This is a genomic window from Stenotrophomonas sp. YJH_SMC_131 (assembly GCF_059367975.1).
This window is the reverse complement of record NZ_JCAFRJ010000001.1, coordinates 469,238-494,072: the sequence shown is the minus strand read 5'-3', so window position 1 is coordinate 494,072 and position 24,835 is coordinate 469,238. Positions and strand designations below refer to the sequence as shown.

Below are 24,835 nucleotides of genomic sequence, written 5' to 3'. Positions count from 1 at the left end.
ACAGGCGGTTGCCCGTTGCGCCGGGCCATGCCCGGCGAGCGCCGGCCAGCGGCCGGCACTACCATGATTCGCAGGTGGTTACGGGTAGAGCCGGCCGCTGGCCGGCAATCGGCCAAGGCCGGATCCCCCTGGCACAGCCGGCCAGCGGCCGGCACTACCGGGCGTCCATTCCCCCGATTGTTCAGCCGCCCCGGGGGGCGGCTTCACATCTGCACCATCCCCATTTAACAACCTCCATGGCACCGTGCGAATCACGTAGTCATGCAGACGGGAGTTGTGGATGAGTACCGAGAAGAAAGCCGATTTCTCCGGCGTCAGTGGCAGTGTCGACAGTACCGCCGAGCAGGTGCCGAAGGCGGACTTCTCCGGCGTCAGCGCTTCGGTGGACAGCACCGCAGACGTTGTCAGCGGCGGCACCTATACCGTGCAGAAGGGTGACTCGCTGTCGAAGATCGCCAAGCAGCATCTGGGCGACGCCAATGCCTGGAAAAAGATCTTCGAAGCCAACCGCGATGTGCTTGATGACCCGGACAAGATCTTCCCGGGCCAGACCCTGAAACTGCCGCCGAAGTAAGCCGGCCATCGAACGCCGTCCGACAATCCCTGGGAGGAACCCCGAATGATCAAGACCACCCCGCTACAGACCGCCCTGATCGCCGCCCTGCTGGGCAGCGTTGCCCTGGTCGGTTGCAAGAAGAAGGAAGAGTCGACCGACAGCAACGCCGCTCCGGCAGCGACCGCCCCGGCCGAACCCGCAGCTCCCGCGCCGATGACCGGCGCACCGCCGCCGATGGCCGAAGCCGCTGCGGTCAACGTCTCGTCGGTCACCGTCGGCAAGACCGCCGCCGCCGACAAGTCGGTTGCGACGACGGCTTTGTTCGCACCGAAGGATGACATCATCGTCTCGGTCAAGACCGGCGGCGCTGCCAACAACGTCACCGTTGGCGCCAAGCTGACCTATCAGGACGGCCAGGTAGCCGGCGAACAGAACGCCACCCTGAACACCAGTGGTGCGGAAACCACCAACGTCACGTTCAAGAATGCAAAGGGCTGGCCGGCCGGCAAGTACCGCGCCGAGGTCACCGTCGATGGCAAGGCGGCCGGAACGCCGCAGGAGTTCGAGGTCAAGTAAGTCCTGCCGACTCTCTCCCGGCAGGGCTCACGATGGACGCAGCCGCGAGGCTGCGTCCTTTTTTGTTGGGCGATGGCTGGCTTCATCCACGCATGGCGTGGATCTGCTGATGCTGTGGGGGGCTTCATCCTGGCGCGGATGGATCACAGCGTTGCCGCCGTGCAGTACCGCCGCGTATGGCACAGCTTTGCCCCGCGCGGCTGAAAACGCGACAATGCAGGGGTTTCCCCGCCGCGCGCCCACCCTGACGGCGACGGGGGAAAGCGTGGGGCCCGGCCCCGCGCGCGACACGGTTGCACGTGGCCCGGCGCTGGCGCCGGCCTTCCCCTGAGCACTGCTACAGAGTCCAAGTCCCCCATGTCCAAGATCCTCTACACGCTGACCGACGAAGCACCGTTCCTGGCCACCCAGTCGCTGCTGCCGATCGTCGGCGCCTACACCGCCACCGCAGGCATCGTGGTGGAAACCCGTGACATCTCGCTGTCCGGCCGCATCCTGTCGCTGTTCCCTGAACTGCTCAGCGACGCGCAGAAGGTCAGCGACGACCTGGCCGAGCTGGGCCAGCTGGCGACCACCCCGGACGCCAACATCATCAAGCTGCCGAACATCTCCGCCTCGGTGCCGCAGCTGAAGGCGGCCATCAAGGAACTGCAGGACCAGGGCTATCCGCTGCCGGATTACCCGGAAACCCCGGCCGACGACCAGCAGCGCGACTACAAGGCGCGCTACGACAAGGTCAAGGGCAGTGCGGTGAACCCGGTGCTGCGCGAAGGCAACTCCGACCGCCGTGCACCGCTGTCGGTGAAGAACTACGCGCGCAAGCATCCGCACCGCATGGGCGCCTGGGCGTCGGATTCGAAGTCGCACGTCGCGCACATGGCCGCCGGTGACTTCTACGGCAGCGAGAAGTCGGCCACCCTGGCCAACGCCGGTTCGCTGAAGATCACCTTCCACGGCAAGGACGGCAGCGCCGTCGTGCTGAAGGAAAAGACCGCAGTGAAGGCGGGCGAGATCGTCGATGCCGCCGTCATGAGCCGCAAGGCACTGGCCGCGTTCATCGGCGAGCAGATTGCCGATGCCAAGGCCCAGGGCGTGCTGTTCTCGCTGCACCTGAAGGCGACCATGATGAAGGTCTCCGACCCGATCATGTTCGGCGTGGCGGTGAACGAGTTCTACAAGGACGTACTGACCAAGCACGCCGACGTGCTGAAGCAGGCCGGTTTCGATGCCAACAACGGCATTGGTGACCTGGCTGCGCGCCTGCCGTCGCTGCCTGAAGCCACCCGCGCCGCGATCGAGGCCGACCTGGCCGCCGAGTACGCGCAGCGCCCGGGCGTGGCCATGGTCAATTCGGACAAGGGCATCACCAACCTGCACGTGCCGAGCGACGTGATCGTCGACGCCTCGATGCCGGCGATGATCCGCGACTCGGGCAAGATGTGGAATGCCGAAGGCAAGCTGCAGGACACCAAGGCGGTCATTCCGGACCGCTGCTACGCCGGCGTGTACCAGGCCGTCATCGACGACTGCAAGGCGCACGGTGCCTTCGACCCGGCCACCATGGGCTCGGTGCCGAACGTCGGCCTGATGGCGCAGAAGGCCGAGGAGTACGGCTCGCACGACAAGACCTTCCAGATCGCCGCCGATGGCGTGGTCAAGGTCACCGATGATGCCGGCGCCGTGGTGTTCGAGCACGCCGTGGAAGCCGGTGACATCTGGCGCATGTGCCAGACCAAGGACGCGCCGATCCAGGACTGGGTCAAGCTGGCCGTCGAGCGCGCCCGCCTGAGCAGCACCCCGGCCGTGTTCTGGCTGGACACCGCCCGCGCCCACGACGCGCAGGTCATCGCCAAGGTCGAGCAGTACCTGAAGGACCACGACACCACCGGCCTGGACATCCGCATCCTGCCGCCGGTGGAAGCCACCGCGTTCTCGCTGGACCGCATCCGCAAGGGCGAGGACACCATCTCGGTGACCGGCAACGTGCTGCGTGACTACCTGACCGACCTGTTCCCGATCATGGAACTGGGCACCAGCGCCAAGATGCTGTCGATCGTGCCGCTGATGGCCGGTGGCGGCCTGTTCGAGACCGGTGCCGGTGGTTCGGCCCCGAAGCACGTGCAGCAGTTCGTTGAAGAGGACTACCTGCGTTGGGATTCGCTGGGTGAGTTCCTGGCCTTGGCCGCGTCGCTGGAACACCTGGGCAACCGCTACGACAACGCCGCTGCCCGTGTGCTGGCCAAGGCGCTGGACGAAGCCAACGGCCAGTTCCTGGACAAGGACAAGTCGCCATCGCGCAAGCTGGGTGGCATCGACAACCGTGGCAGCCACTTCTACATCGCGCTGTACTGGGCCCAGGCCCTGGCCGCGCAGGACGAGGACGCCGCCCTGAAGGCGCGCTTCGCCCCGCTGGCCAAGACGCTGACCGACAACGAGCAGAAGATCGTCGAAGAGCTGATCGCAGTGCAGGGCAAGGCCGTGGACATCGGCGGCTACTACCGCCCGGACGTGGCCAAGGCCAGCAAGGCGATGCGCCCGAGCGCGACCTTCAACGCCGCGCTGGAACAGCTGCGCGGCTGATCCACTGCCGTTCGGCCGTGACACCGGAACCCGCGCTTCGGCGCGGGTTTCTTTTTATGGCGCTGGGGTCAGATCCCTTTTGCAAGCAAAAGGGATCTGGCCCCATTCGACCCGTGTCCAGAACCGTGACATCCGTCGGTCGTCGGAATGCCGTCAACGGGGCATGAAACTTGCCCGCGATGGCGGTCGCAGAATGGATCGGCGCCGTTTCGCAGTCGCCTTGAATCTGAGCAATCGATCACGACGGCCGCCGCTGGCGATGCCCTAGCCTTGGCGACGCGAGGCCACCGGGGAGGTGGCCGCACGGGGAACACGGATGGCACGCGTGCTGGTAGTGGGAACCGATATCCAGGGCGAGCAGGCCCTGCTGCAACGGCTGCGCCTGGCCTCGGCGCTGCCGGATGGCCAGGTCCGCCGCAGCCAGGATCTGGACGATTGTGATCTGCTGGTCATCCGCGATACCCCGGCGCTGCGCAACGCCGCCCAGCGCATGCGGCAGCAACGTCCGCGCCTGCAGTGCTGGATCGAGGACATCGGCGGCCAGCTGCGTGATGGCGACGGGCATCAGGACGTGCTTGATGACGGTGCCATCGGTCGCGCGTTGCGTCGCATGCAGTTGGCACCGGAGCCCCTGGCCATGCAGACACCTGCGCCGATCCGCCTGGCAGATGGCGCGCACGCCATCACCCGACTGCTGCGCGAGCGGCTGCCGCTGCGACAGGGCCAGGCACTGCTGGGTGATGCGGGCGAGCCTCTGCTGCTGATGGATCTGGAGCACGATCAGGCCGTGCTGTTGCAGGAGCCGGCTGCGGCGCTGGTGGAGCGGCTGGCCGATGCCTTTGAGCGCCTGCAGCTGGACGCGCTGACACCGGCGCGCCTGCAGGCCCTGGCCGGCGAGCGGCCACGCCAGCCGCTGCGGCCACTGCTGTGGCAATGGGCGCAACGCAGCCGCCATTGGCAGGCGCTGGACGAGCGCCTGCGCGGCGCCTCGGTGAAGCTGCTGCGCTGGCCGGACTTCCGCGTACTGGGCCATGACCACGATGGCTTCCGCCTGTGCTCGCTGCTGCTCAAGCGTGCGTGCACGGTTGAGGAATGCACGATGCTGCTCGAACTGCCGGCGGCGGCCGTTCGCGATTTCATCCATGCCGCCTATCTGTGTGGCTACGCGCAGCTGCAGGCCGCCCCGGCGACGCTGATGATGGCGGCAGGTGGCACCCGCACCGACAACGGACTGCTCGCCCGCCTGTGGCGGCACCTGCGCGGGAGCGAGCGCAATGCGTGAGCACAAGGTGGTCGTGCTGGGCGGCATGGGCAGCGGCAAGTCGACGCTGGTACGCAGCATCGCGGCTGGCGCGGTGGTCGACACGGATGTGGCCAACAGTGATCGCCTCGGCGCCGACAAGGCCTCCACCACCGTGGCGCTGGACTACGCAGACATCGACCTGCCCAACGGCGAACGCCTGCGTCTCTACGGCACACCCGGCCAGCAGCGTTTCGATTTCCTGTGGCCGATCCTGCTGCAGGGCGCGCGTGGCGCGGTGCTGCTGCTGGATGCGCGCCGCGCCGGCCTGGCCAGCGAGCTGGAAGGCTATCTGCAGGTGCTGCAGCCGTTCGCATCATCCTTGGCACTGGTCGTGGCGGTCACCCACCTGGACCAGGCACCGCAGGCCGCACTGGATGACTGGGCCATCCGTGCCTGCCTTGACGACCAGCCGCTGCCGCTGCTGGCCGTGGATGCCCGTGACCGAGGACAGGGACTGCTGCTGATGGATGTACTGATGAGCGAAATGGAAGCGCACGCACTGGTGGCTGCACATGGCTGACGGGCAGCTGGCGGTACTGCCCGACGCCGGTCAGCGTGAGCGCCTGCAGCCCCTGCTGCAGGACCTGCAGCAGCGGGTCGAAGGCGTGCGCACGGTCGTGCTGGCCAGCGTCGATGGCTTTGCCCTGGTCAGCGCCGGCGCCGAAGGGCGCGGCGAACGGCTGGCGGCGATGACCAGCGCGATGCTGGCGCTGGCTGCGGCGGTCGGGCGCGAACTGGTGCTGGGCGATCTGCAGACACTGATGCTGGAAGCGGCGGGCGGAAAGGTGCTGATGCTGGCGATCCAGGCCGAAGGGCGCGCACCGTTGCTGCTGATGGCGGCCTGCGACCAGCGCAGCGTGATCGGCCAGGTGCTGTGGCAGAGCAGGGAATGTGGCCAGGCGATCCTGGCCGAACTCGGCGGATCGTGAGCCCGGCCGCAGGGGAACAAGGGGCTCGGACCAACATCGACAAGGGGTGCGACGTGGCTGGATTGAATGATTCGTTGAACGCACTGATGGGCATCGACGGCGCGCAGGCAGTGGCGCTGGTCGATTACGAAAGTGGCATGCTGCTGGGCGAAGCCGGTGCCGGCATGGACATGGAAGTGGCCGCCGCCGGCAATACCGAAGTGATCCGCGCGAAGATGAAGACCGCCGCATCGCTGAACCTCAACGACAGCATCGAGGACATCCTGATCTCGCTGGGCAAGGCGTACCACATCATGCGCCCGGTGGCGAAGAAGAAGGGCCTGTTCTTCTACATCGTGCTGGACCGTACCAAGTCCAACCTGGCATTGGCCCGGCGCAAGGTGCAGGACGTGGAGGCCGAACTGGCGATCTGAGCGGCCGCCTCCGTAGCGCCGGACCATGCTCGGCTGCTTCCAGCCGAAGCAGCCGAGCACGTTCGGCGCTGCCTTCAGGCTGCTGGAAGCAGCAGTGCAGAGACGAACGAGAGAGCCTTGCTGTCGCGTGCGGCGAAGTATCTGGGCGCATGATCTGGCAGCCACACTTCGTTGAAGTGGCGGCGGAAGTCCTCGTAGAACTCGTTGGGATACAGCTTGGCCTGCACCGTGCGGCCGTCCGGGTAGGCGTGGTCATACGTGGGCAGCGCATCGGTGTCGACGCCGCGATGATCCCTCAGCCATTTGCAGAACAGTCGGCCTTCGGAGATGTCCGGCACCAGCGCCTGCGGGAGCGTATAGCCCGCCTGCTCCAGCGGTGCGATCAGGTTCAACGTCAGCTCGTTGAGCATCGAGAAATGGGTGTACGGCACCTTGGCACGGTTCTGCATGTAGCGGTCGATGTGCACGGGCAGCAACGCATTGGCGCGACCCTGCTGCCATTCCACCACCCACTGCGAGACCTTCACTGCGAACCTGCGCGACAGCCACTGGCCGAGGTGGATGGCGAGGTAGGGGTGGATCCAGGTGCCCTGCATGGCCGGGTTCCCACCGGATACCACGTGGATCAGCTCATTCTCGGACAGCTTCGTCTGCGCCATGAGCTCCTGCAGGAACTCCTCCGTCGATTTCAGTGCCCGGTAGTCGGACCAGCGCTTGCCGACGGACTGGCACAGGGCGGTCGCGCTGATGTAGCCGTCGCGGGCGCGCTGCGGGATGACGTTGCCTTCCTCCACGCGCGGAATAAAGGTCATTTGCTGCATGCGTCACCTCGTGCCGTTGTTGGGCCTGAAAGGGTAGGCAGCAGGGAGGCATCAGGTCTGTAGGAATCGTTGCGTTTGTCGCGGCATGCAGTGGCCCTACACAAGCCACCCCACGCCAGCGTATGGTGAGGCAGGTCCTCCCGGGTGAGCCCTGCATGTCCGAGCCTGACACCGTTGCCGACTTGGCGTCGCGCATCGCCGGCGCCATTCACGCCGGCTTCGAGCAGTATCACGCCCGCTTTGCGGCGATCACCGCCCGTGCGCGGCAGCGTTTCGAGCAGCGCGACTGGGTGGGCGCGCGCCGGGATGCAGTCGAGCGCATCGCGTTGTACGACCTGTGCATCGCCGAACAGATGGATGCGCTGCGGCGCCTCGCCGGCGAAGCGATCGGGGAACGCGCGCTGTGGCTGCAGGTGCATGCGCGCTATAGCGCACTGCTGAGGGGGCTGATCGACGCCGAGCTGTACAAGACCTTCTACAACACGCTGTCGCGGCGCTTGTTCTCCACCCGTGGCGTGGACCCGGCGCTGGAGTTCATCGCCTTCGATGTCGAGCCGTCCGATGCGATCACCCACCCGGTCGCACGGCATACCTATGCGGTCTCGCCGACGCGGCCGGTGGAGGCTCTCCAGCGCGTGCTGGCCGATTACCGCTTCGACATTCCGTATGCGCACCAGCTGCGCTGCGCGGCGGCCATCGCTGTGCGCCTGCAGGATGATCTGGCCCACTGGGGTGATACGCCGGTGCGCAGCATCGAGCTGCTCGACACCGTGTTCTACCGGGAGCGCCGCGCCTACCTGGTGGGTCGCGTGTTCGGCGAACACCGCTTCTCACCGTGCGTGATCGCCCTGGTCAACGATGGGCAGGGCCTGCGTGCAGATGCGGTGCTGACCCGGCGTCGCGATGTCGCCCATCTGTTCGGCGTGTCGCGCAGCTATTTCCAGGCCGACCTTGCCACGGTGGGCGATGCGGTGGTGTTCCTGCGCAGCCTGTTGCCGGGCAAGCCCATTGATGAGATCTATACGGTGCTGGGCCGCGCCAAGCAGGGCAAGACCGAGCGCTACCGTACCTTCTTCCGCCACTTCAACGAACATCCGCAGGAGCGGCTGGTGCATGCCGAAGGCACGCCGGGCATGGTCATGGCGGTGTTCACCCTGCCCAGCTATCCGCTGGTGTTCAAGCTGATCCGCGACCGCTTCGCGTGGCCGAAGTCGATGTCGCGGCAGCAGGTGGAAGAGAAGTATGCGCTGGTGTTCAACCTCGACCGTGTCGGTCGCCTGCTTGATGCGCAGCCGTACCGCCATCTGCGTTTCCCGCGCGACCGCTTCGCACCGGCCTTGCTGCAGGAGCTGCTTGCGCAGTGCGCGCAGAGCGTGCGCGTCGATGGCGATCAGGTGGAAGTCGCACTGTGCTACGTGCAGCGTCGCTTCCGTCCATTGAACCTGTACCTGCGCGAGCAGGGCGGCGATGCGGTGCGTGCGGCGGTACTCGACTACGCGCAGGCGATCACCGACATGGCGCGCAACAACATCTTCCCCGGCGACATGCTGCCGAAGAACTTCGGCGTATCGCGGCATGGCCGGGCAGTCTTCTACGACTATGACGAGCTGTGCCTGGTCAGCGACTGCGTCTTCCGCGCCTGGCCGCAGCCGCGCACGCCGGAGGAAGCCATGGCCGACGAACCCTGGTTCCACGTCGGGCCACGCGACGTGTTTCCAGAGCGCTTCGGCCCGTTCATGGGCCTGCCGGCGGGCGAGCTGGCGGCGGTGCGCGAACATTACCGGCACCTGTTTGATCCCGCGTGGTGGCAGGGCCTGCAGGCGCGCTTCGCCAGCGGTGATTATCCGGATACCCCGCCCTATGCGGCGGTCCATCGCCTGGCCTGAACGGCGTGGCGTGTACTGCCTGCCGGTCCCGCTCGGACTGCGGTACGCTCGGGGTTCACCTCATCACCATGGATCCGGCAATGATGCGTTCCCCCCTGTTCCTTGCGCTGGCCCTGGCGTTCGCCGCCGGTGCTCCCCTGCTGCCGGCCGATGCCGTGGCCCAGAACGCGCGCGCCGTGCGCGCCACTGCCGAGATGAGCATGGTGCTGTCGGGCAGTATCGACGTGGCGGCCGATGGTTCGGTCAGCACGCTGGTCCTGGACCAGCGTGCCATGCTCGCACCCGGCATCGTGTCGTTCGTGGAAGGCGCCATCCGCGGTTGGCAGTTCGAACCGACGCTGCGTGATGGCACGCCGGTGGCCGTCCACGCGCCGCTGCGCGTACGCCTGCGTGGCAAGCAGCAGGAAGACGGCAACTACCAGATCAGCATGACCAGCGTCGACTTCAGTGAATATGATCCGAAGGCTACCGATTCGATCACCCAGAAGCGCATGCCGCCGCCGCGCTACCCCGAAGAGGCCTTCCGCAATGGCGGGCAGGGTGACGTACTGCTGCTGGTCAAGGTCGCACGCGACGGCACCGTGGCCGATGTCATTGCCGAGCAGGTGAACATGACCGTGGTCGCACCGGAACGGACCATGGCCAGGATGCGCGACATCTTCGCCAAGGCCAGTATCAGTGCGGCCCGCAAGTGGACCTTCTCGCCGCCGACCACCGGCGAGGACAGCACGCGGGATTCATGGACCGTGCGCGTGCCGGTCACTTTCGCCCTGAACAACAGCGACAACGGCCAGCCGGAACGCTACGGCCGCTGGCGTGCCTTCATCCCCGGCCCGCGCCAGGCCGCACCCTGGCGCACGCCGGATGGCGCCGGACAGGCGGGAAGTGATCTGCTGCCGGCCGGCGGCGTGTACATGGTCGATGGCACCCAGCGCGGCCTGCGCCTGCTGACGCCGCTGGCGCAGCGCTGAGCCCGGTGCGATGGAGCGGTCGGCCAGGCCGGCCGCTTTTCAGTCCGCGTACGGGTAGACCACCACGCGGTTGCGGCCCTGTTCCTTGGCCATGTACAGGGCCTTGTCGGCCAGCCGCAGCGCCTGCTCGGCATCGACATGGAAGCTGGGGAAGTGGGCCACGCCCAGCGACACGGTGATGGTGCCGACCGGCTCGAACGGATGATCGGCGATGTGCTGGCGCAGGCGCTCGCCGGCCTGGCGCGCCGAGTCCGTACTGATGCCCGGCAGCAGCAGCAGGAATTCCTCGCCACCGGCACGGCAGAGGATGTCGCTGTCGCGCGAGTAGCGGCGCATCTGGTCGGCGATATGGACGATGGCGGCGTCACCGACGTCATGGCCGTGGCTGTCGTTGATCGATTTGAAGCGATCGATGTCCAGCGCCAGGATCGCGAACGGAATGCCCTGCACCTGCAGCGCATCCAGCGCCTGCTGCAGGCCGCGGCGATTGAGCAGGCCGGTCAGCGGATCGGTACGGTTGGCGCGGTTGAGTGTGCCAATGCGGTCCTGCAGGGCGTTGAAGCTGTGCAGGACCGCCTGCTTGAGCTGGGCAACCTCGAAGTACCATGCGCGGATGCCGCTGACGTGGTTGATCGCGCTGCCGGTGTCCTCGCCACCCTGCACGTTGCGCGCCAGCTGCCACAGCGGCATCGAGATGCGCCGGGCGAACCACCAGGTGATCAGCAGTGACAGCAGGCCGAGCGGGATCGCGTTCCAGATCACCGCGGTCATCAACCGTGACAACGGCTGCAATGTGGCCTCGGTCGGCCGCTGGGCGATGATGCCCCAACCAGTGGCCGGTACCGGCGCGTAACCGGCCAGCATCGACACGCCCAGGTTGTTACGGACCTGCTGCGCGCCGCGCTCACCGCGCACCACCGCCTTCACCGCCGGGTTGCCGACCACGTAGTCGCCGACCCGCTTGCCGTCGGCGTGGTACAGCAGGCGGCCATGGCGGTCGACCACGTACAGGTAGGAGCCGTCGCGGTAGTAGTGCTTGCCCAGCAGCGTATGCAGCGCGCTGCGCTGGCGCAGGTACAGGGTGCCGCTGACGTAGCCGCGATAGTGGCCCTGGCGGTCGAAGATCGGGTGCGACAGCGAGACCAGCAGCTTGCCTGTGGTCGACTGGTACGGGTCGCTGATCATCGGCTGGCGTGCAGCCAATGCGGCATTGTTGCCGACGCTGTGCAGGACCTCGCCCTGCAGCTGCAGGGTCTGCGGCGAGGTGGCGATCACCAGGCCGTCGGCGTCCACCACCAGCGAGGAATTGAAGCTGTTGGTCTGCAGCTGCAGGCGGCTGGCCTCGTCCTGCGCCTGTGCCGGATCGAGGTCACTCTGGCCGAGCCGGGTGGCGGCGTAGGCCAGCTCCTGCTGCGCGGCCAACAGGAAGTTCTGGGTGGTCTCGGCCAGCTTGGTGGCATAGACGCGGTTGGCTTCCAGGGTATTGCCGACCAGCTGGTCGCGCTGCACGCGGTAGCTGGCCAGCAGGGTATTGGCCAGGGCGATGATGGCGCTGAGCAGGGCCAGGGCGAGGATCAGCTTGCCCAGGTTGAGGCGGGGAGACAGCGTTCGCATGCGTCGACGGATCCGGCAGGAGGCTGGACCCGACCGGTTCTCCGGAAGGGGCGACAGCGGAATCGGTGGCCACGCCCGCAGGGCCGGGCAGGGTATCGGGCGGATTATCGCCAAAAGTCGGCGGCGGCAAAGTGAAGTGGGTCGCCCTGCAGGCAAAAAAAAACCTGCCGCAGCGAGCGGCAGGTTCCTTTCGATGCAATGCCGTGGATCAGCGCTTCATCGAACCGAAGAACTCGTCGTTGGACTTGGTGTTCTTCATCTTGTCCAGCAGGAACTCCATCGCGGCCATTTCATCCATCGGATGCAGCAGCTTGCGCAGGATCCAGATCTTCTGCAGCAGTTCCGGCTCGATCAGCAGGTCCTCGCGGCGGGTGCCGGAACGGTTGATGTCGATGGCCGGGAACACGCGCTTTTCAGCGATACGGCGGCTCAGGTGCACTTCGCTGTTGCCGGTGCCCTTGAACTCTTCGTAGATCACCTCGTCCATCTTCGAGCCGGTGTCGACCAGCGCGGTGGCGATGATGGTCAGGCTGCCGCCTTCCTCCACGTTGCGCGCGGCACCGAAGAAGCGCTTCGGGCGGTGCAGGGCGTTGGCGTCCACACCACCGGTCAGCACCTTGCCCGAGCTCGGCACCACGTTGTTGTAGGCGCGGGCCAGACGGGTGATCGAGTCGAGCAGGATCACCACGTCCTTCTTGTGCTCGACCAGGCGCTTGGCGCGCTCGATGACCATTTCGGCCACCTGCACGTGGCGCGCGGCCGGCTCGTCGAAGGTCGAGCTGATGACCTCGCCGCGCACGGTGCGCTGCATTTCGGTCACTTCTTCCGGGCGTTCGTCGATCAGCAGCACGATCAGGTGCACGTCCGGATGGTTGGTGGTGATGGCAGTGGCGACCTGCTGCATCATCATCGTCTTGCCGGCCTTCGGCTGGGACACGATGAGCGAGCGCTGGCCCTTGCCCTGCGGCGCCATCAGGTCGAGGATGCGGCCGGTGATGTCTTCCGACGAACCGTTGCCACGCTCCAGGGTGAAGCGGCGGCGCGGGAACAGCGCGGTCAGGTTCTCGAACAGCACCTTGTTCTTCGACGCTTCGATCGGCTCACCGTTGATGGTGTCGACGATGTTCAGCGCGAAGTAGCGCTCGCCGTCCTTCGGGAAGCGGATGCGGCCGGAGATGTGGTCGCCGGTGCGCAGGTTGAAGCGGCGGATCTGGCTGGGCGAGATGTAGGTGTCGTCCGGGCCGGCCAGGTAGCTGGCTTCGGCCGCGCGCAGGAAGCCGAAGCCGTCCGGCAGGATTTCCAGCACGCCATCGGCGGCAACGCCGTCGCCGTGGCGGGTCAGCACCTTCAGCAGGGCGAAGATCACGTCCTGCTTGCGGGCACGGGCCACGCCTTCGGAGATCTGCAGCTGCTCGGCGATCTCCAGCAGCTTCTGTGCCGGCATGCGCTTGAGGTCGCTCAGCGAGTAGACCGGGAAGCCCTCGGGCACGTTGGCGTGCGGGCGCGGCACGAAGGGCTGCTGCTCGCCGCCGTCCTGCGGCATGCCGTCATCGCGGCCACCGCGGTTGCGGTCGCGGTCGCGACGGTTGCGGAAACGGTCGCGGCGATTGCCTTGGCCCTGCTGGCCGTTCTGGTTGTAGGGGTTGTTGTTCTGACCCTGGCCCTGGTGCTGCCCACCGCCCTGGTGGTTCTGCTGGCGCTGTCCGGATTCGCGGCCTTCGCCACCCTCACCGCCGCCGGAGGCGGGGGCTTCAGTGGCAGGCGCGCTCGGCGCGGGGGCGGCTGCAGCCGGTGCCGGCGCTTCGGGCGCGGCTGCCAGCGGCAGGGTCGGTTGCGCCGGAGCGGCACTGGTTTCGGCGGCTGCCGGGGCGGCGGCCTTGCTCACGCGGGGCTTGCGCACGCGCTTTTCGGCGGGCGCATCGGCGCTGCCGGTTTCGGAAGTGTTATCGGACAAGAGCGTTATTCCTCGCTTGAAGGTGCGAGCGCCCGGCTGGGGCGGCGAACGTTGGGAATGGGTCTGGAAGAAACTGCGTCCAGAGGGTGCGGCACGCGAGCGCGGCCGGATATGCCGACACTATCATCGGCCTGCGGCGGCATGCAAGGGTCGCCGGGAACAGCATTCATGATGGACGCGGGGCGCCCGCCGGCAGCCGCGGGCAGCGGCTGCCGGGAACAGCAGGATCAGGCCAGGGCCTTGTCCAGCAGGCCGGCCAGCTGGGCCTTGCCCACCGCACCGATCTGCTCGCCGACCTTCTCGCCGTCCTTGAACACGACCAGGTACGGAATCGAACGCACGTGGTACTTGGCGGCCAGTGCGCGGTTGTGGTCGACGTTGACCTTGGCGATCTTGGCGCGGCCCTGGTAGGCATCGGCCAGTTCGTCCAGCGCCGGGGCGATCATCTTGCAGGGGCCACACCACTCGGCCCAGAAATCGACCAGCACCGGTTCCTTGGAATTCAGCACTGCGCTATCGAAGTCGGCGTCGCCGACATGTACAACCTTGTCGCTCATCTTGGTTTCTCGTCTTGGATTGCACCCGGCCATGCCGGAGGTGGGTGAACTGGGCCATGCCCGGTGGCGCGACCCTCGTCGTTGCCTCGCGGCGCACTGCCGCGGTGCGTTCGGCGGGATGCCTGGACGCTCACGGCCGGCAGTGTACCCCTATCGCAGGGCAGGGACAGGCGCCGGTTGGAACCCAGCGTATCGTGATCGCTTCGATGGCCGGTATGTGTCGGATTTCACTGTCTTCCTGTACATGGGGCTGGCAGTGGGCGACACCAGCGAACCCGGGCAGGCCGTTCAAGTCCGGTGTGGCTGGGTGAAGGTGGCGTCTCTGGACGCCATGAGACGCCGCATTCCGGTTTGCCTGCCCGAGTGCGGTAAACTGGGGCATTGTGCGGCGCGCGGACCGGTGGTCCCAGCCTGCCAACCCGCCGCAGGGGCCGCAGTTTGCGACGGTGCCCCTAGACGATGAAGTGCCAGCCGCCCCACGGGCCGGCGGCCATACCAAGACGGACTCATGAGCGACAAACCGCTGACCGATTTGACCTTCTCCTCCTTCGAGCTGCATCCGGCCCTGCAGGCCGGCCTTGAAGGAGCCGGATTCACCCGCTGCACCCCGATCCAGGCGCTGACCCTGCCGGTCGCGCTGCCCGGCGGTGATGTTGCCGGCCAGGCCCAGACCGGCACCGGCAAGACCCTGGCCTTCCTGGTCGCTGTCGTGAACCGCCTGCTGACCCGCCCGGCGCTGGCCGACCGCAAGCCGGAGGATCCGCGTGCGCTGATCCTTGCCCCGACCCGCGAACTGGCCATCCAGATCCACAAGGATGCGGTGAAGTTCGGTTCCGACCTGGGCCTGCGTTTCGCGCTGGTCTACGGTGGCGTGGATTACGACAAGCAGCGTGAGCTGCTGCAGCAGGGCGTGGACGTGATCATCGCCACCCCGGGTCGCCTGATCGACTACGTCAAGCAGCACAAGGTGGTTTCGCTGCACGCCTGCGAGATCTGCGTGCTGGACGAAGCCGATCGCATGTTCGATCTGGGCTTCATCAAGGACATCCGCTTCCTGCTGCGCCGCATGCCGGAACGCATCATCCGCCAGACCCTGCTGTTCAGTGCCACCCTCAGCCATCGCGTGCTGGAGCTGGCCTACGAGCACATGAACGAGCCGCAGAAGCTGGTGGTCGAAGCCGAGACCATCACCGCTGCGCGCGTGCGCCAGCGCATCTATTTCCCGGCCGACGACGAGAAGATCCCGCTGCTGCTGGGCCTGCTGTCGCGCAGTGAAGGCGCGCGCACCATGGTGTTCGTCAATACCAAGGTGTTCGTCGAGCGCGTCGCCCGCTCGCTGGAAAAGGCCGGCTACCGCGTCGGCGTGCTGTCCGGCGACGTGCCGCAGAAGAAGCGTGAGAGCCTGCTCAACCGCTTCCAGAAGGGCCAGCTGGAAATCCTGGTGGCCACCGACGTGGCCGCGCGTGGCCTGCACATCGACGGCATCAAGTACGTCTACAACTACGACCTGCCGTTCGACGCCGAAGACTACGTGCACCGCATCGGTCGTACCGCGCGCCTGGGCGAAGAGGGTGATGCGATCAGCTTCGCCTGCGAACGCTACGCGATGGGCCTGCCGGACATCGAGGCCTACATCGAGCAGAAGATCCCGTCCGAGCCGGTCACCAAGGAACTGTTGACGCCGCTGCCGCGCCCGGAACGTCCGGCCCCGGCTGCTGGCGAGGAAGGTGAGGAGAACGAGAGCGTCGGCCAGATCTTCCGTGAAGCGCGCGAAGCCCGCGCCGCTGAAGAAGAGCGCCGTGGTGGTGGTCGCAGTGGGGGCCGCTCCGGCGGTGGCCGTGGCGAGCGTCGCGACGGTGAGCGCAGCGGCGAGCGCCGTTCGCGTGGCCCGCGCAAGCCGCGCGTGGAAGGCGAGCAGGTTGCAGCTGCCCCGGCCGAAGGTGCTGAAGCCGCTGTCGCCCAGGCTCCGCGTCCGCCGCGCCCGCCCCGCGCCGAGGGCGCGCCGGAAGGTGCCGTGGATGGCGAGCGCAAGCCGCGCAAGCGCCGTCGTCGTCGCCACGGCCGTCCGGTCGAGGGTGGCGAGGGCGTGCAGGCCAACGCCGGCAACGGCGCCAGCCCGGTGACCCCGGTGCAGGTGGTGGCCAAGCCGGTGCGCACGGCGGCCGACAGCGGCGATTCGTTCCTGACCCGCATCGGCCGCAAGATCCGCCGGATGCTGTCGGGCAGCTGATCGGCGCTGCCGATCAGCAGGTAGCCCCCGACCGTTGGTCGGGTGACCTTGACCGGTGTGCCGACCAACGGTCGGCACCCACCCTGGCAGGCAACCCACACAGCTGCCGGCCAGCGGCCGGCACTACCTATCGCGCGACCGTCTCCACGAGGTCGCGCCGCTCCTGCATAATCGGGGCATGAGTGTCCTGCGCTTCGACAATGTCAGCAAACAGTACGCCGGTGGCCACGAGGCGCTGATCGATGTCAGCTTCGAGGTCGCGCCGGGCGAGATGCTGTTCGTCACCGGCCATTCCGGTGCGGGCAAGAGCACCCTGCTCAAGTTGATCCACCTCGACGAGCGGCCCAGCCGCGGCGCGGTGGTGTTCGACGAGCGCAACCTGCTGAAGGTGCGCGGCGGCGACGTGCCCCGCCACCGACGCGCGGTGGGCGCGGTCTACCAGGACCACCGGCTGCTGATGGACCGCTCGATCGCCGAGAACGTGGCGCTGCCGCTGATCCTGCGCGGCACCCGCCGTGGCGACATCAGCAAGCGCGTGCGCTCGGTGCTGGAGCGGATGGGCCTGGGCCATCGCGAGAAGGCGCTGCCCTCGCAGCTGTCGGCCGGCGAGCAGCAGCGCGTGGGCATCGCCCGCGCCATCGTCGGCGAGCCCAAGCTGCTGGTGGCCGATGAGCCGACCGGCAACCTCGACCCGACCCTGGCGGCGGAGATCATGGCCCTGTTCGCCGAGCTGCCCTCGCGCGGCACCAGCGTGCTGGTGGTCAGCCACGACCTGCCGCTGCTGCGCCGCATGCGCAAGCGCGTGCTGATCCTCGACCATGGCCGGCTGGTGGATGACATCTCGCCGCAGGACCTGGCGGAGTAACCGATGGCGAAGAACGAAAACAGCGAAGCCGCCGCCCCCTCGCGCGTGGGCGTCTGGTTCCAGCACCACGTGCACAGCGTGGTGTTCAGCCTGGGCCGCGCCTGCCGCAAGCCATGGGCGACCCTGCTGACGGTGATGGTCATGGCGCTGGCGCTGGCGCTGCCGCTGGGCCTGTCGATCGCGCTGGACAACCTCAAGCAGTTCGCCGGCAGCGTGCAGCAGTCGCGCGACATCAACGTGTTCCTGAAGGGCAACGTCGATGCACCCGGCGCGCTGCGCATGGCCGGCCAGCTGCGCGACCGCGACGACGTGGCCGAAGTGAACGTGCGCACGCCCGAGCAGGGCCTGCAGGAACTGCGCGATGCCGGCCTGGGTGAGGCGATCGACGCACTCAACGACAATCCGCTGCCTTCGCTGCTGGTGATCACTCCCGGCCAGGGCAAGGACGACGCACGCCTGGCGCGCGCGCTGGAAAGCCTGCCCGAGGCCGATCTGGTGCAGCACGACGCGCTGTGGCGCCAGCGACTGGATGCCTGGCTTGCCTTCGGTGCGCGGCTGGTGCAGGTGCTGTCGGTCCTGCTCGGCGCAGGTGCCGCGCTGGTGGTCGGCAACACGGTGCGCCTGGACATCCAGGCCCGCCGCGAAGAGATCGGCGTGCTGCAGCTGCTCGGCGCCAGCGATGGCTTCATCCGCCGCCCGTTCCTGTACCTGGGCGCGTGGTACGGGCTGGGCGCCGGCGCGGTGGCGCTGGCCCTGATCGGCGCTGCGGGTGCCGCCCTGCGCATGCCGCTGGCCGAACTCTCGCGCAGCTACGGCAGCCCGTTCGTGCTGCACGGCCTGGACCTGCTGCACGGCGGCCTGGTCCTGCTCGGCACGCTGCTGCTGGGTTGGCTGGGCGCCTGGCTGGTCACCGGCCACTTCCTCCGCCAGACCCGCCCGACCGACACCTGAGACCGGCATGCAACCGCAAGCGCTGAAACACCTTGAAGGGCCCGCGACGCGGGTGATGGTGGTCGATGGCTCGAAGCTGGTGCGCAAGCTGATCGCCGACGTCCTGCAGCGTGACCTGCCGGGCGTGGAGGTGATCGGCTGCGACAGCATCGAGGACGCACAGCAGGCGCTGGCACAGGGGCCGGTGGACCTGGTGACGACCTCGCTGACCCTGCGCGATGGCGACGGCCTGGCGCTGGCGCGGATGGTGCGCGAAGCGGCCGGCCAGGCCTATGTGCCGGTGATCGTGGTCTCCGGCGATGCCCAGCAGCACCTGGAGCAGCGCCGCTTCACCGAGTACGTCACCGACTATTTCGACAAATCGCTCGGCCATGAAGCACTGGCGACCTTCATCCGCGGCTACGTGCAGCCGCAGACCATCCCCGGCGCCACCATCCTCTATATCGAGGACAGCCGCGTGGTGGCCGAGGCCACCAAGCGCATGCTGGAACGCCAGCAGTTGAACGTGCTGCACGTGGTCAGCGCCGAAGAAGCGTTCACCCTGCTCACCGCCGAGTCGCTGGGCCGCAGTCGCCACCGCATCGACCTGGTGCTGACCGACGTCACCCTGAAGGGCGAACTGAGCGGTCGCGACGTGGTGCAGCGCGTGCGCGTGGATTTCGGCTACGGCAAGCGCCGCCTGCCGGTGCTGGTGATGACCGGCGATGGCAACCCGCACAACCAGACCGGGCTGCTGCAGTCCGGTGCCAACGACCTGGTGCTCAAGCCGATCGAAGAACGGCTGCTGGTCACCAAGGTGCTGTTCCAGCTGAGGCTGGCCCGATTGAACGATGGACCTCTGTTGCGATGATGGATGAAGTAGCCGACACCCCGACGATCCAGCTGGAACCGAGCTGGAAGCAGCATGTCGGCGATTACCTGTTGCAGCCGCAGATGCGCGAGCTGTCCAGCTTCCTGCGCCAGCGCAAGGCCAGTGGCGCGGCGGTGTTCCCGCCCGGCCCGCAGATCTTCGCCGCGTTCGACGCCACGCCGTTCGAGCAGGTGAAGGTGGTGATCCTCGGGCAGGACCCGTACCACGGTCGCGGCCAGGCACATGGCCTGAGTTTCTCGGTGCCGCCGGGCGTGCCGGTGCCGCCGTCGCTGCTGAACATCTACAAGGAGATCGAGAGCGATCTCGGTATCCCGCGTCCGGACCACGGCTGCCTGATTCCGTGGGCGCAGCGTGGCGTGCTGCTGCTCAATGCGGTACTGACGGTGGAAGAGGGCAAGGCCGGTGCGCACCAGGGTCGTGGCTGGGAAGGCTTCACCGACCACGTGGTGGATGTGCTCAACCGCGAGCGCGAAGGGCTGGTGTTCATGCTCTGGGGCGCCTATGCGCAGCAGAAGGGCAAGGTGATCGACACCCGCCGCCATCGCGTGCTGAAGTCGCCGCATCCGTCGCCGCTTTCGGCCCATCGGGGCTTCCTCGGCTGTCGTCATTTCTCGATGGCCAACGAGTACCTGCAGCGCCGCGGCCAGGCCCCGATCGACTGGTCGCTGCCGCCGCGCTCGGCACTCTGAGGGCCGGCGGGCCGCTGGGCCTGAACACCGGGCAACGTTCCCGGGCCTGAATGGGCCTTCAGAACGGCCCGTTCAGCTCCGCTTGACCGGAATCGGCCGCTTTACGGCAGGTAATTGCTTGAATTCCAAGGGATTGTGAATCCCGAAAAGCATGCTCGCCACTGTCATCAAATCGCGCTACGGTAGGGCTCTGTTTGGGACCAGTGTTGCATCAATGGGATGCTGGAACTTTTTCCTCCTTTAGCAGTCCAAATCCCGGACTGCTAAGATGGGTGCCTATGAGCCAGAACACCTCTACTGCCCTTGTGGCAAACAATCTCCCGATTCCCAGTGCGCTCGGTTCGCTGGACGCCTACATCGGTGCCGTGCACCAGATCCCGGTGCTGTCGGTCGATGACGAACAGGACCTGGCCCGTCGCTTCCGCGACGGCAACGATCTGGACGCTGCCCGCGAGCTGGTGCATTCGCACCTGCGCTTCGTGGTGCACGTCGCCCGCGGCTACAACGGCTACGGCCTTGCCCTGGGCGACCTGATCCAGGAAGGCAACATCGGCCTGATGAAGGCGGTCAAGCGCTTCGACCCGGACATGGGCGTGCGCCTGGTCTCCTTCGCGGTGCACTGGATCCGTGCCGAGATGCACGAGTTCATCCTGAAGAACTGGCGCATCGTGAAGGTCGCCACCACCAAGGCGCAGCGCAAGCTGTTCTTCAACCTGCGCAAGTCGAAGACGCGCCTGGGCTGGATGAACGCGGCGGAAGTGAGCGCGGTGGCCAAGGACCTGAACGTGTCCGAGCGCGAGGTCATGGAAATGGAGTCGCGCCTGTCGGGTCGCGATATCGGGTTCGATGCGCCGACCGACGAGGACAACGAGCACGCGCCGCCGTCGCCGGCCGCGTTCCTGGTCGCCGACGACGAAGACCCGTCGATGGCCTACGAACGTGCCGACAGCGAAGACAACCAGATGCAGTTGCTGCGCGAAGGCCTGGCGGAACTGGATGCGCGTTCGCGCGACATCATCCGCCGCCGCTGGCTGGACGCGGACAGCAAGGTGACGCTGCAGGAACTGGCCGACGAGTACGGCGTGTCGGCCGAGCGCATCCGCCAGGTTGAAGCGAACGCGCTGAAGAAGATGAAGGCGCTGTTCACCGCGTAAGGCGGGACGGTGTTGAAGCAATGAAAAGGCCCGGCATTGCCGGGCCTTTTCTTTTCGGTGGCGTTCTCATCCATGCATGGCGTGGATCTACCAATGTCAGTAGAGCCACGCCCTGCGTGGCTGCGGCGCGGTCGTCACTCTTCGCGTGCGATCGCGCGCCAGCCAATGTCGTTGCGGTGGAACGCGTTGGCCCAGCTCACCTTGGCCACGCCGGCATAGGCATTGGCCTGCGCGTCGCGCACGCTGTCGCCCAGTGCGGCCACGCACAGCACGCGACCGCCCGCACTGACCACGTGGCCCTGCGCATCCAATGCCGTACCGGCATGGAACACCTTGGCACTGGCCGGCACGTCGTCCAGGCCGGAAATCACGTCACCGGTGATCGGCGCTTCCGGGTACGGCCTGGCCGCCAGCACCACGCCCAGCGACGGGCGCGCGTCCCACTGCGCTTCGACCTCATCCAGGCGGCCATCGATAGCCGCTTCCACCAGCTCGACCAGGTCCGACTGCAGGCGCAGCATCACTGGCTGGGTTTCCGGGTCGCCAAAGCGCACGTTGAATTCGATCACCTTCGGTGCGCCGCTGGCATCGATCATCAGGCCGGCGTAGAGGAAACCGGTGAACGGGATGCCGTCGGCGATCATGCCCTGCACGGTGGGGTTCACCACCTCGCGCATCACCCGTGCATGCACCTCCGGCGTCACCACCGGGGCCGGCGAATAGGCGCCCATGCCGCCGGTATTCGGGCCGGTGTCGCCGTCGCCGACGCGCTTGTGGTCCTGCGAGGTGGCCATCGGCAGCGCATGCACGCCGTCCACCATCGAAATGAAGCTGGCTTCCTCACCGTCGAGGAATTCCTCGATGACCACGCGCGCACCGGCATCGCCAAACGCGTTGCCGGACAGCATGTCACGCACCGCGTCCTCGGCCTCGGTCAGGCTCATCGCCACGATCACGCCCTTGCCGGCGGCCAGGCCATCGGCCTTGACCACGATCGGTGCGCCCTTCTCGCGCACATACGCCAGCGCGGCGTCCACGTCGCTGTGCACGGCGTAGTACGCGGTGGGGATGTTGTGGCGCGCCAGGAAGTCCTTGGCGTAGGCCTTGCTGCCTTCCAGCTGCGCGGCGGCGGCGGTTGGCCCGAAGATGCGCAGGCCGGCGGCGCGGAAGCGGTCGACCACGCCGGCCACCAGCGGTACTTCCGGGCCGACCACGGTCAGCGCTACGCCTTCGGCCTGGGCCAACGCCAGCAGGCCGTCGATATCGGTCACCTTGACTGCCACGTTGCGGCACGTGTCTTCGCTGGCGGTACCGGCGTTGCCGGGCGCCACGATCACTTCGGTGACACGGGAGGACTGGGCCAGCTTCCATGCCAGGGCGTGTTCGCGGCCGCCAGAGCCGATGACGAGGATCTTCATGGGACAGGGTTCTCGGGTACGGAAGAGAAAAGCCGGGCAGGGCCCGGCTTGGTGATGCGGATCAGTGGCGGAAGTGGCGCACGCCGGTGAACACCATGGCCAGGCCATGTTCGTCGGCGGCGGCGATCACTTCGGCATCGCGCATCGAACCGCCCGGCTGGATGACCGCCTTGATGCCGGCGGCTGCAGCGGCATCGATGCCATCGCGGAACGGGAAGAAAGCGTCGGAGGCCATCACCGAGCCCTCGACCACCAGGTTCGCATCGGCGGCCTTGATGCCGGCGATGCGGGCCGAGTACACGCGGCTCATCTGGCCGGCACCGACACCGATGGTGCGGTTGTCCTTGGCATAGACGATCGCGTTGGACTTCACGAACTTGGCGACCTTCCAGGCAAACAGCAGGTCGGTGAACTGCTTGTCGGTCGGCGCCAGCCTGCTGACCACCTTCAGTTCGTCGCGGGTCATGCCGCGGTTGTCCGAGGACTGCAGCAGCAGGCCCGAGCCGACGCGCTTGCTGTCGAAGTTGTTCAGGCCGTCGCCGTGCGGGATGCGCAGTACGCGCACGTTGGCCTTCTTCTGCGCGTACTCCAGCGCGGCCGGCTCGTAGTCCGGGGCGATCAGCACTTCGACGAACTGGCGGTCGAGGATCACCTTGGCGGTGGCGGCATCCAGCGGCTTGTTGAAGGCGATGATGCCGCCGAAGGCGCTGGTCGGGTCGGTGGCGTAGGCCAGCTCGTAGGCATCGCCGTTGCCGGCACCGACGGCCACGCCGCACGGGTTGGCGTGCTTGACGATGACGCAGGCCGGCGCATCGAACTGGCGCACGCATTCCCACGCCGCATCGGCGTCGGCCAGGTTGTTGTAGCTCAGCTCCTTGCCCTGCAGCTGCTGGAAGGTGGCCAGCGTGCCCGGCACCGGGTACAGGTCGCGGTAGAACGCGCCGCTCTGGTGCGGGTTCTCGCCATAGCGCAGGTCCATCACCTTCACGAAGGTGGAGTTCATCTGCGCCGGGTACTCGGCACGGGCCGGCACGGCGGCGTCAGTGGCGGTGACCGCCGACAGGTAGTTGCTGATCGCCGCATCGTACTGGGCGACGCGGTTGAACGCGGCCACCGAGAATGCGAAGCGGGTGGCCGCCGTCAGCTGGCCGTTGTTGGCCTCCAGCGAGGCCAGCAGCTCGGCGTACTGCGACGGATCGGTGGCCACCGCCACGCGGGCGAAGTTCTTGGCCGCCGAGCGCAGCATGGCCGGGCCGCCGATGTCGATGTTCTCGACCGCGTCGGCCAGGGTGCAGTCGGCCTGGGCGGTGACCGATTCGAACGGGTACAGGTTCAGCACCAGCAGGTCGATGGCACCGATACCGTGCTCGGCCATCACTGCGTCATCCAGGCCGGAGCGGCCCAGCAGGCCGCCGTGCACCATCGGGTGCAGGGTCTTGACCCGGCCGTCCATCATTTCCGGGAAGCCGGTGACCTCGGCCACGTCCTTCACGGCCAGGCCCGCATCGCGGATCGCCTTGGCGGTGCCGCCGGTGGACAACAGCTCCACGCCGCGTGCCGCCAGCGCAGTGGCCAGCTCGACCAGGCCGGTCTTGTCGGAAACGGAGAGGAGGGCCCGGCGGACGGGCAACAGATCAGCAGTCATGGGACAGAATCGGCAGCGGAGCGGGGCCGATATTGTAGGCGGTGGGGGCCGGTGGCGGGCGCCGGCGGGGAAAATCGACCCGCACCCACGGCCTGTGGCCGCCTTCAGCACAGCCTGGCCGGGGGCGGTCCGCAAGCAATTCGATGGGGCGCGCTGCTCCAATCGGGTAGGCTGTGCCGGAACTGCCAAGGATCAGCGGGTTCGGATCGTGTCGATCTATGCATTGAAAGGACGTTTTCAGGACCTGTTGCGTCCGGCCGTACGCGGTCTGTACCGCATGGGGATCACCGCCAATGCGGTGACCGTGACCGCGGCCGTGGTCTCGCTGCTGGTCGCTGCCGCCGTCTGGTGCTGCGCGCCGGCCCGGCCCCTGCTGTACCTGCTGCTGCCGCTGTGGATGCTGCTGCGCATGGCGCTCAACGCCGTGGACGGCATGTTGGCCCGCGAGTTCGGCCAGCAGTCGCGGCTGGGCGCCTATCTGAACGAGCTGTGCGATGTGATCGCCGACGCGGCGCTGTACCTGAGCCTGCTCAGCGTGCCGGGCGTGCGCCCGGAAGTGCTGTGGCTGGTGGCCTGGACGGCGGCGCTGAGCGAGTACGCCGGGGTGCTGGGGCTGATGGTCGGTGCCAGCCGCCGCTATGACGGCCCGATGGGCAAGAGTGACCGCGCCTTCGTCGTCGGCGTGCTGGGTCTGCTGCTGGCGTTTGAGTGGGTTGGCGCGATGACGGTCACTGGCGTGGCTGCGGCCATGGCGGTGCTGTGCATGCTGACCATGATCAACCGCGTCCGTCGCGGACTGCGGGAAACGGCGGTTTCGTCGAATTAATCAAGCAGATACAAAAAGACAATCAG

General features: G+C 67.2%; 22 protein-coding genes. 16 read left to right on the top strand and 6 right to left on the bottom strand.

What is annotated here, in order from left to right; translation table 11 throughout:
* The first annotated feature begins 280 nt into the window (after positions 1-280).
* The 7 genes from AC5P56_RS02245 to AC5P56_RS02215 all read left to right on the top strand — a co-directional run bounded on the left by AC5P56_RS02245 (position 281) and on the right by AC5P56_RS02215 (position 6,357).
* Complete coding sequence (locus tag AC5P56_RS02245) at positions 281-574, top strand: LysM peptidoglycan-binding domain-containing protein (RefSeq protein ID WP_005419771.1); 294 nt, start codon at positions 281-283, stop codon at positions 572-574.
* Between the two features lie 45 nt (positions 575-619).
* Positions 620-1,132: a hypothetical protein gene (locus AC5P56_RS02240; protein WP_495231438.1), complete on the top strand. Its 513-nt coding sequence runs from the start codon at positions 620-622 to the stop codon at positions 1,130-1,132.
* 357 nt (positions 1,133-1,489) lie between these two features.
* Positions 1,490-3,712 (top strand): NADP-dependent isocitrate dehydrogenase, encoded by a 2,223-nt coding sequence (locus AC5P56_RS02235; RefSeq protein WP_495231437.1) that lies wholly within the window; start codon positions 1,490-1,492, stop codon positions 3,710-3,712.
* A 316-nt stretch (positions 3,713-4,028) separates the two neighbouring features.
* Positions 4,029-4,994 (top strand): hypothetical protein, encoded by a 966-nt coding sequence (locus tag AC5P56_RS02230; protein WP_075076478.1) that lies wholly within the window; start codon positions 4,029-4,031, stop codon positions 4,992-4,994.
* The gene (locus AC5P56_RS02225; protein ID WP_014648641.1) at positions 4,987-5,535 is read left to right on the top strand and encodes a GTP-binding protein; all 549 of its coding nucleotides are present in this window, start codon (positions 4,987-4,989) and stop codon (positions 5,533-5,535) included. Before AC5P56_RS02230 ends, AC5P56_RS02225 begins: the two co-directional genes overlap by 8 nt.
* Entirely contained in the window at positions 5,528-5,944 is a 417-nt protein-coding gene (locus tag AC5P56_RS02220; RefSeq protein ID WP_014648640.1) for a roadblock/LC7 domain-containing protein, read from the top strand. Before AC5P56_RS02225 ends, AC5P56_RS02220 begins: the two co-directional genes overlap by 8 nt.
* Positions 5,945-5,997: 53 nt before the next feature.
* Positions 5,998-6,357, top strand: coding sequence for a hypothetical protein (locus AC5P56_RS02215; RefSeq protein ID WP_014648639.1), 360 nt, complete (start codon positions 5,998-6,000; stop codon positions 6,355-6,357).
* Between the two features lie 74 nt (positions 6,358-6,431).
* On the opposite strand, the gene AC5P56_RS02210 is transcribed toward AC5P56_RS02215, so the two are convergent.
* Positions 6,432-7,178, bottom strand: a complete 747-nt coding sequence (locus tag AC5P56_RS02210) for a KilA-N domain-containing protein (protein ID WP_014648638.1) — start codon at positions 7,176-7,178, stop codon at positions 6,432-6,434.
* A 155-nt stretch (positions 7,179-7,333) separates the two neighbouring features.
* On the opposite strand from AC5P56_RS02210, the gene aceK reads away from it, so the two are divergent.
* Together aceK and AC5P56_RS02200 are read left to right on the top strand one after the other, a co-directional pair.
* Positions 7,334-9,064, top strand: coding sequence for a bifunctional isocitrate dehydrogenase kinase/phosphatase (aceK, locus tag AC5P56_RS02205; RefSeq protein WP_049439331.1), 1,731 nt, complete (start codon positions 7,334-7,336; stop codon positions 9,062-9,064).
* 80 nt (positions 9,065-9,144) lie between these two features.
* Positions 9,145-10,035, top strand: a complete 891-nt coding sequence (locus AC5P56_RS02200; RefSeq protein ID WP_049439329.1) for an energy transducer TonB — start codon at positions 9,145-9,147, stop codon at positions 10,033-10,035.
* A gap of 39 nt (positions 10,036-10,074) precedes the next feature.
* Here the strand turns inward: AC5P56_RS02200 and AC5P56_RS02195 are convergent, their stop codons facing one another.
* The 3 genes from AC5P56_RS02195 to trxA all read right to left on the bottom strand — a co-directional run bounded on the left by AC5P56_RS02195 (position 10,075) and on the right by trxA (position 14,160).
* On the bottom strand, positions 10,075-11,649 hold the full coding sequence (locus AC5P56_RS02195) for a sensor domain-containing diguanylate cyclase (RefSeq protein WP_445978670.1): 1,575 nt from the start codon (positions 11,647-11,649) through the stop codon (positions 10,075-10,077).
* 208 nt (positions 11,650-11,857) lie between these two features.
* On the bottom strand, positions 11,858-13,603 hold the full coding sequence (gene rho / locus AC5P56_RS02190; protein WP_046429862.1) for a transcription termination factor Rho: 1,746 nt from the start codon (positions 13,601-13,603) through the stop codon (positions 11,858-11,860).
* A gap of 227 nt (positions 13,604-13,830) precedes the next feature.
* Positions 13,831-14,160, bottom strand: coding sequence for a thioredoxin (trxA, locus tag AC5P56_RS02185; RefSeq protein ID WP_005411275.1), 330 nt, complete (start codon positions 14,158-14,160; stop codon positions 13,831-13,833).
* Between the two features lie 508 nt (positions 14,161-14,668).
* Here trxA and rhlB point away from each other — a divergent pair.
* The 6 genes from rhlB to rpoH all read left to right on the top strand — a co-directional run bounded on the left by rhlB (position 14,669) and on the right by rpoH (position 20,920).
* Positions 14,669-16,390 (top strand): ATP-dependent RNA helicase RhlB, encoded by a 1,722-nt coding sequence (gene rhlB / locus AC5P56_RS02180; protein WP_495231435.1) that lies wholly within the window; start codon positions 14,669-14,671, stop codon positions 16,388-16,390.
* 178 nt (positions 16,391-16,568) lie between these two features.
* Complete coding sequence (gene ftsE, locus AC5P56_RS02175) at positions 16,569-17,255, top strand: cell division ATP-binding protein FtsE (protein WP_014648630.1); 687 nt, start codon at positions 16,569-16,571, stop codon at positions 17,253-17,255.
* A gap of 3 nt (positions 17,256-17,258) precedes the next feature.
* The gene (ftsX, locus tag AC5P56_RS02170) at positions 17,259-18,206 is read left to right on the top strand and encodes a permease-like cell division protein FtsX (protein ID WP_495231433.1); all 948 of its coding nucleotides are present in this window, start codon (positions 17,259-17,261) and stop codon (positions 18,204-18,206) included.
* A 7-nt stretch (positions 18,207-18,213) separates the two neighbouring features.
* On the top strand, positions 18,214-19,056 hold the full coding sequence (locus tag AC5P56_RS02165) for a response regulator (RefSeq protein ID WP_019660837.1): 843 nt from the start codon (positions 18,214-18,216) through the stop codon (positions 19,054-19,056).
* Positions 19,053-19,766: a uracil-DNA glycosylase gene (gene ung / locus AC5P56_RS02160; RefSeq protein ID WP_005419723.1), complete on the top strand. Its 714-nt coding sequence runs from the start codon at positions 19,053-19,055 to the stop codon at positions 19,764-19,766. The genes AC5P56_RS02165 and ung overlap by 4 nt, the downstream gene beginning before the upstream one ends.
* A gap of 278 nt (positions 19,767-20,044) precedes the next feature.
* Positions 20,045-20,920: an RNA polymerase sigma factor RpoH gene (gene rpoH / locus AC5P56_RS02155; protein WP_053494565.1), complete on the top strand. Its 876-nt coding sequence runs from the start codon at positions 20,045-20,047 to the stop codon at positions 20,918-20,920.
* A gap of 134 nt (positions 20,921-21,054) precedes the next feature.
* Here the strand turns inward: rpoH and purD are convergent, their stop codons facing one another.
* Together purD and purH are read right to left on the bottom strand one after the other, a co-directional pair.
* Complete coding sequence (gene purD, locus AC5P56_RS02150) at positions 21,055-22,338, bottom strand: phosphoribosylamine--glycine ligase (protein WP_049439324.1); 1,284 nt, start codon at positions 22,336-22,338, stop codon at positions 21,055-21,057.
* A 61-nt stretch (positions 22,339-22,399) separates the two neighbouring features.
* Positions 22,400-23,983, bottom strand: coding sequence for a bifunctional phosphoribosylaminoimidazolecarboxamide formyltransferase/IMP cyclohydrolase (gene purH, locus AC5P56_RS02145; protein WP_014648624.1), 1,584 nt, complete (start codon positions 23,981-23,983; stop codon positions 22,400-22,402).
* 208 nt (positions 23,984-24,191) lie between these two features.
* On the opposite strand from purH, the gene AC5P56_RS02140 reads away from it, so the two are divergent.
* Positions 24,192-24,809, top strand: a complete 618-nt coding sequence (locus AC5P56_RS02140) for a CDP-alcohol phosphatidyltransferase family protein (protein ID WP_197604938.1) — start codon at positions 24,192-24,194, stop codon at positions 24,807-24,809.
* The last annotated feature ends 26 nt before the right edge of the window (positions 24,810-24,835 follow it).

Excerpts from the sequence above, each read along its gene's own strand:
- AC5P56_RS02245 (WP_005419771.1), top strand. The coding sequence starts at position 281 with ATGAGTACCGAGAAGAAAGCCGATTTCTCCGGCGTCAGTGGCAGTGTC.
- AC5P56_RS02240 (WP_495231438.1), top strand. The coding sequence starts at position 620 with ATGATCAAGACCACCCCGCTACAGACCGCCCTGATCGCCGCCCTGCTG.
- AC5P56_RS02235 (WP_495231437.1), top strand. The coding sequence starts at position 1,490 with ATGTCCAAGATCCTCTACACGCTGACCGACGAAGCACCGTTCCTGGCC.
- AC5P56_RS02230 (WP_075076478.1), top strand. The coding sequence starts at position 4,029 with ATGGCACGCGTGCTGGTAGTGGGAACCGATATCCAGGGCGAGCAGGCC.
- AC5P56_RS02225 (WP_014648641.1), top strand. The coding sequence starts at position 4,987 with ATGCGTGAGCACAAGGTGGTCGTGCTGGGCGGCATGGGCAGCGGCAAG.
- AC5P56_RS02220 (WP_014648640.1), top strand. The coding sequence starts at position 5,528 with ATGGCTGACGGGCAGCTGGCGGTACTGCCCGACGCCGGTCAGCGTGAG.
- AC5P56_RS02210 (WP_014648638.1), bottom strand. The coding sequence starts at position 7,178 with ATGCAGCAAATGACCTTTATTCCGCGCGTGGAGGAAGGCAACGTCATC.
- aceK (WP_049439331.1), top strand. The coding sequence starts at position 7,334 with ATGTCCGAGCCTGACACCGTTGCCGACTTGGCGTCGCGCATCGCCGGC.
- AC5P56_RS02200 (WP_049439329.1), top strand. The coding sequence starts at position 9,145 with ATGATGCGTTCCCCCCTGTTCCTTGCGCTGGCCCTGGCGTTCGCCGCC.
- AC5P56_RS02195 (WP_445978670.1), bottom strand. The coding sequence starts at position 11,649 with ATGCGAACGCTGTCTCCCCGCCTCAACCTGGGCAAGCTGATCCTCGCC.
- trxA (WP_005411275.1), bottom strand. The coding sequence starts at position 14,160 with ATGAGCGACAAGGTTGTACATGTCGGCGACGCCGACTTCGATAGCGCA.
- rhlB (WP_495231435.1), top strand. The coding sequence starts at position 14,669 with ATGAGCGACAAACCGCTGACCGATTTGACCTTCTCCTCCTTCGAGCTG.
- ftsE (WP_014648630.1), top strand. The coding sequence starts at position 16,569 with ATGAGTGTCCTGCGCTTCGACAATGTCAGCAAACAGTACGCCGGTGGC.
- ftsX (WP_495231433.1), top strand. The coding sequence starts at position 17,259 with ATGGCGAAGAACGAAAACAGCGAAGCCGCCGCCCCCTCGCGCGTGGGC.
- AC5P56_RS02165 (WP_019660837.1), top strand. The coding sequence starts at position 18,214 with ATGCAACCGCAAGCGCTGAAACACCTTGAAGGGCCCGCGACGCGGGTG.
- ung (WP_005419723.1), top strand. The coding sequence starts at position 19,053 with ATGATGGATGAAGTAGCCGACACCCCGACGATCCAGCTGGAACCGAGC.
- rpoH (WP_053494565.1), top strand. The coding sequence starts at position 20,045 with ATGAGCCAGAACACCTCTACTGCCCTTGTGGCAAACAATCTCCCGATT.
- purD (WP_049439324.1), bottom strand. The coding sequence starts at position 22,338 with ATGAAGATCCTCGTCATCGGCTCTGGCGGCCGCGAACACGCCCTGGCA.
- purH (WP_014648624.1), bottom strand. The coding sequence starts at position 23,983 with ATGACTGCTGATCTGTTGCCCGTCCGCCGGGCCCTCCTCTCCGTTTCC.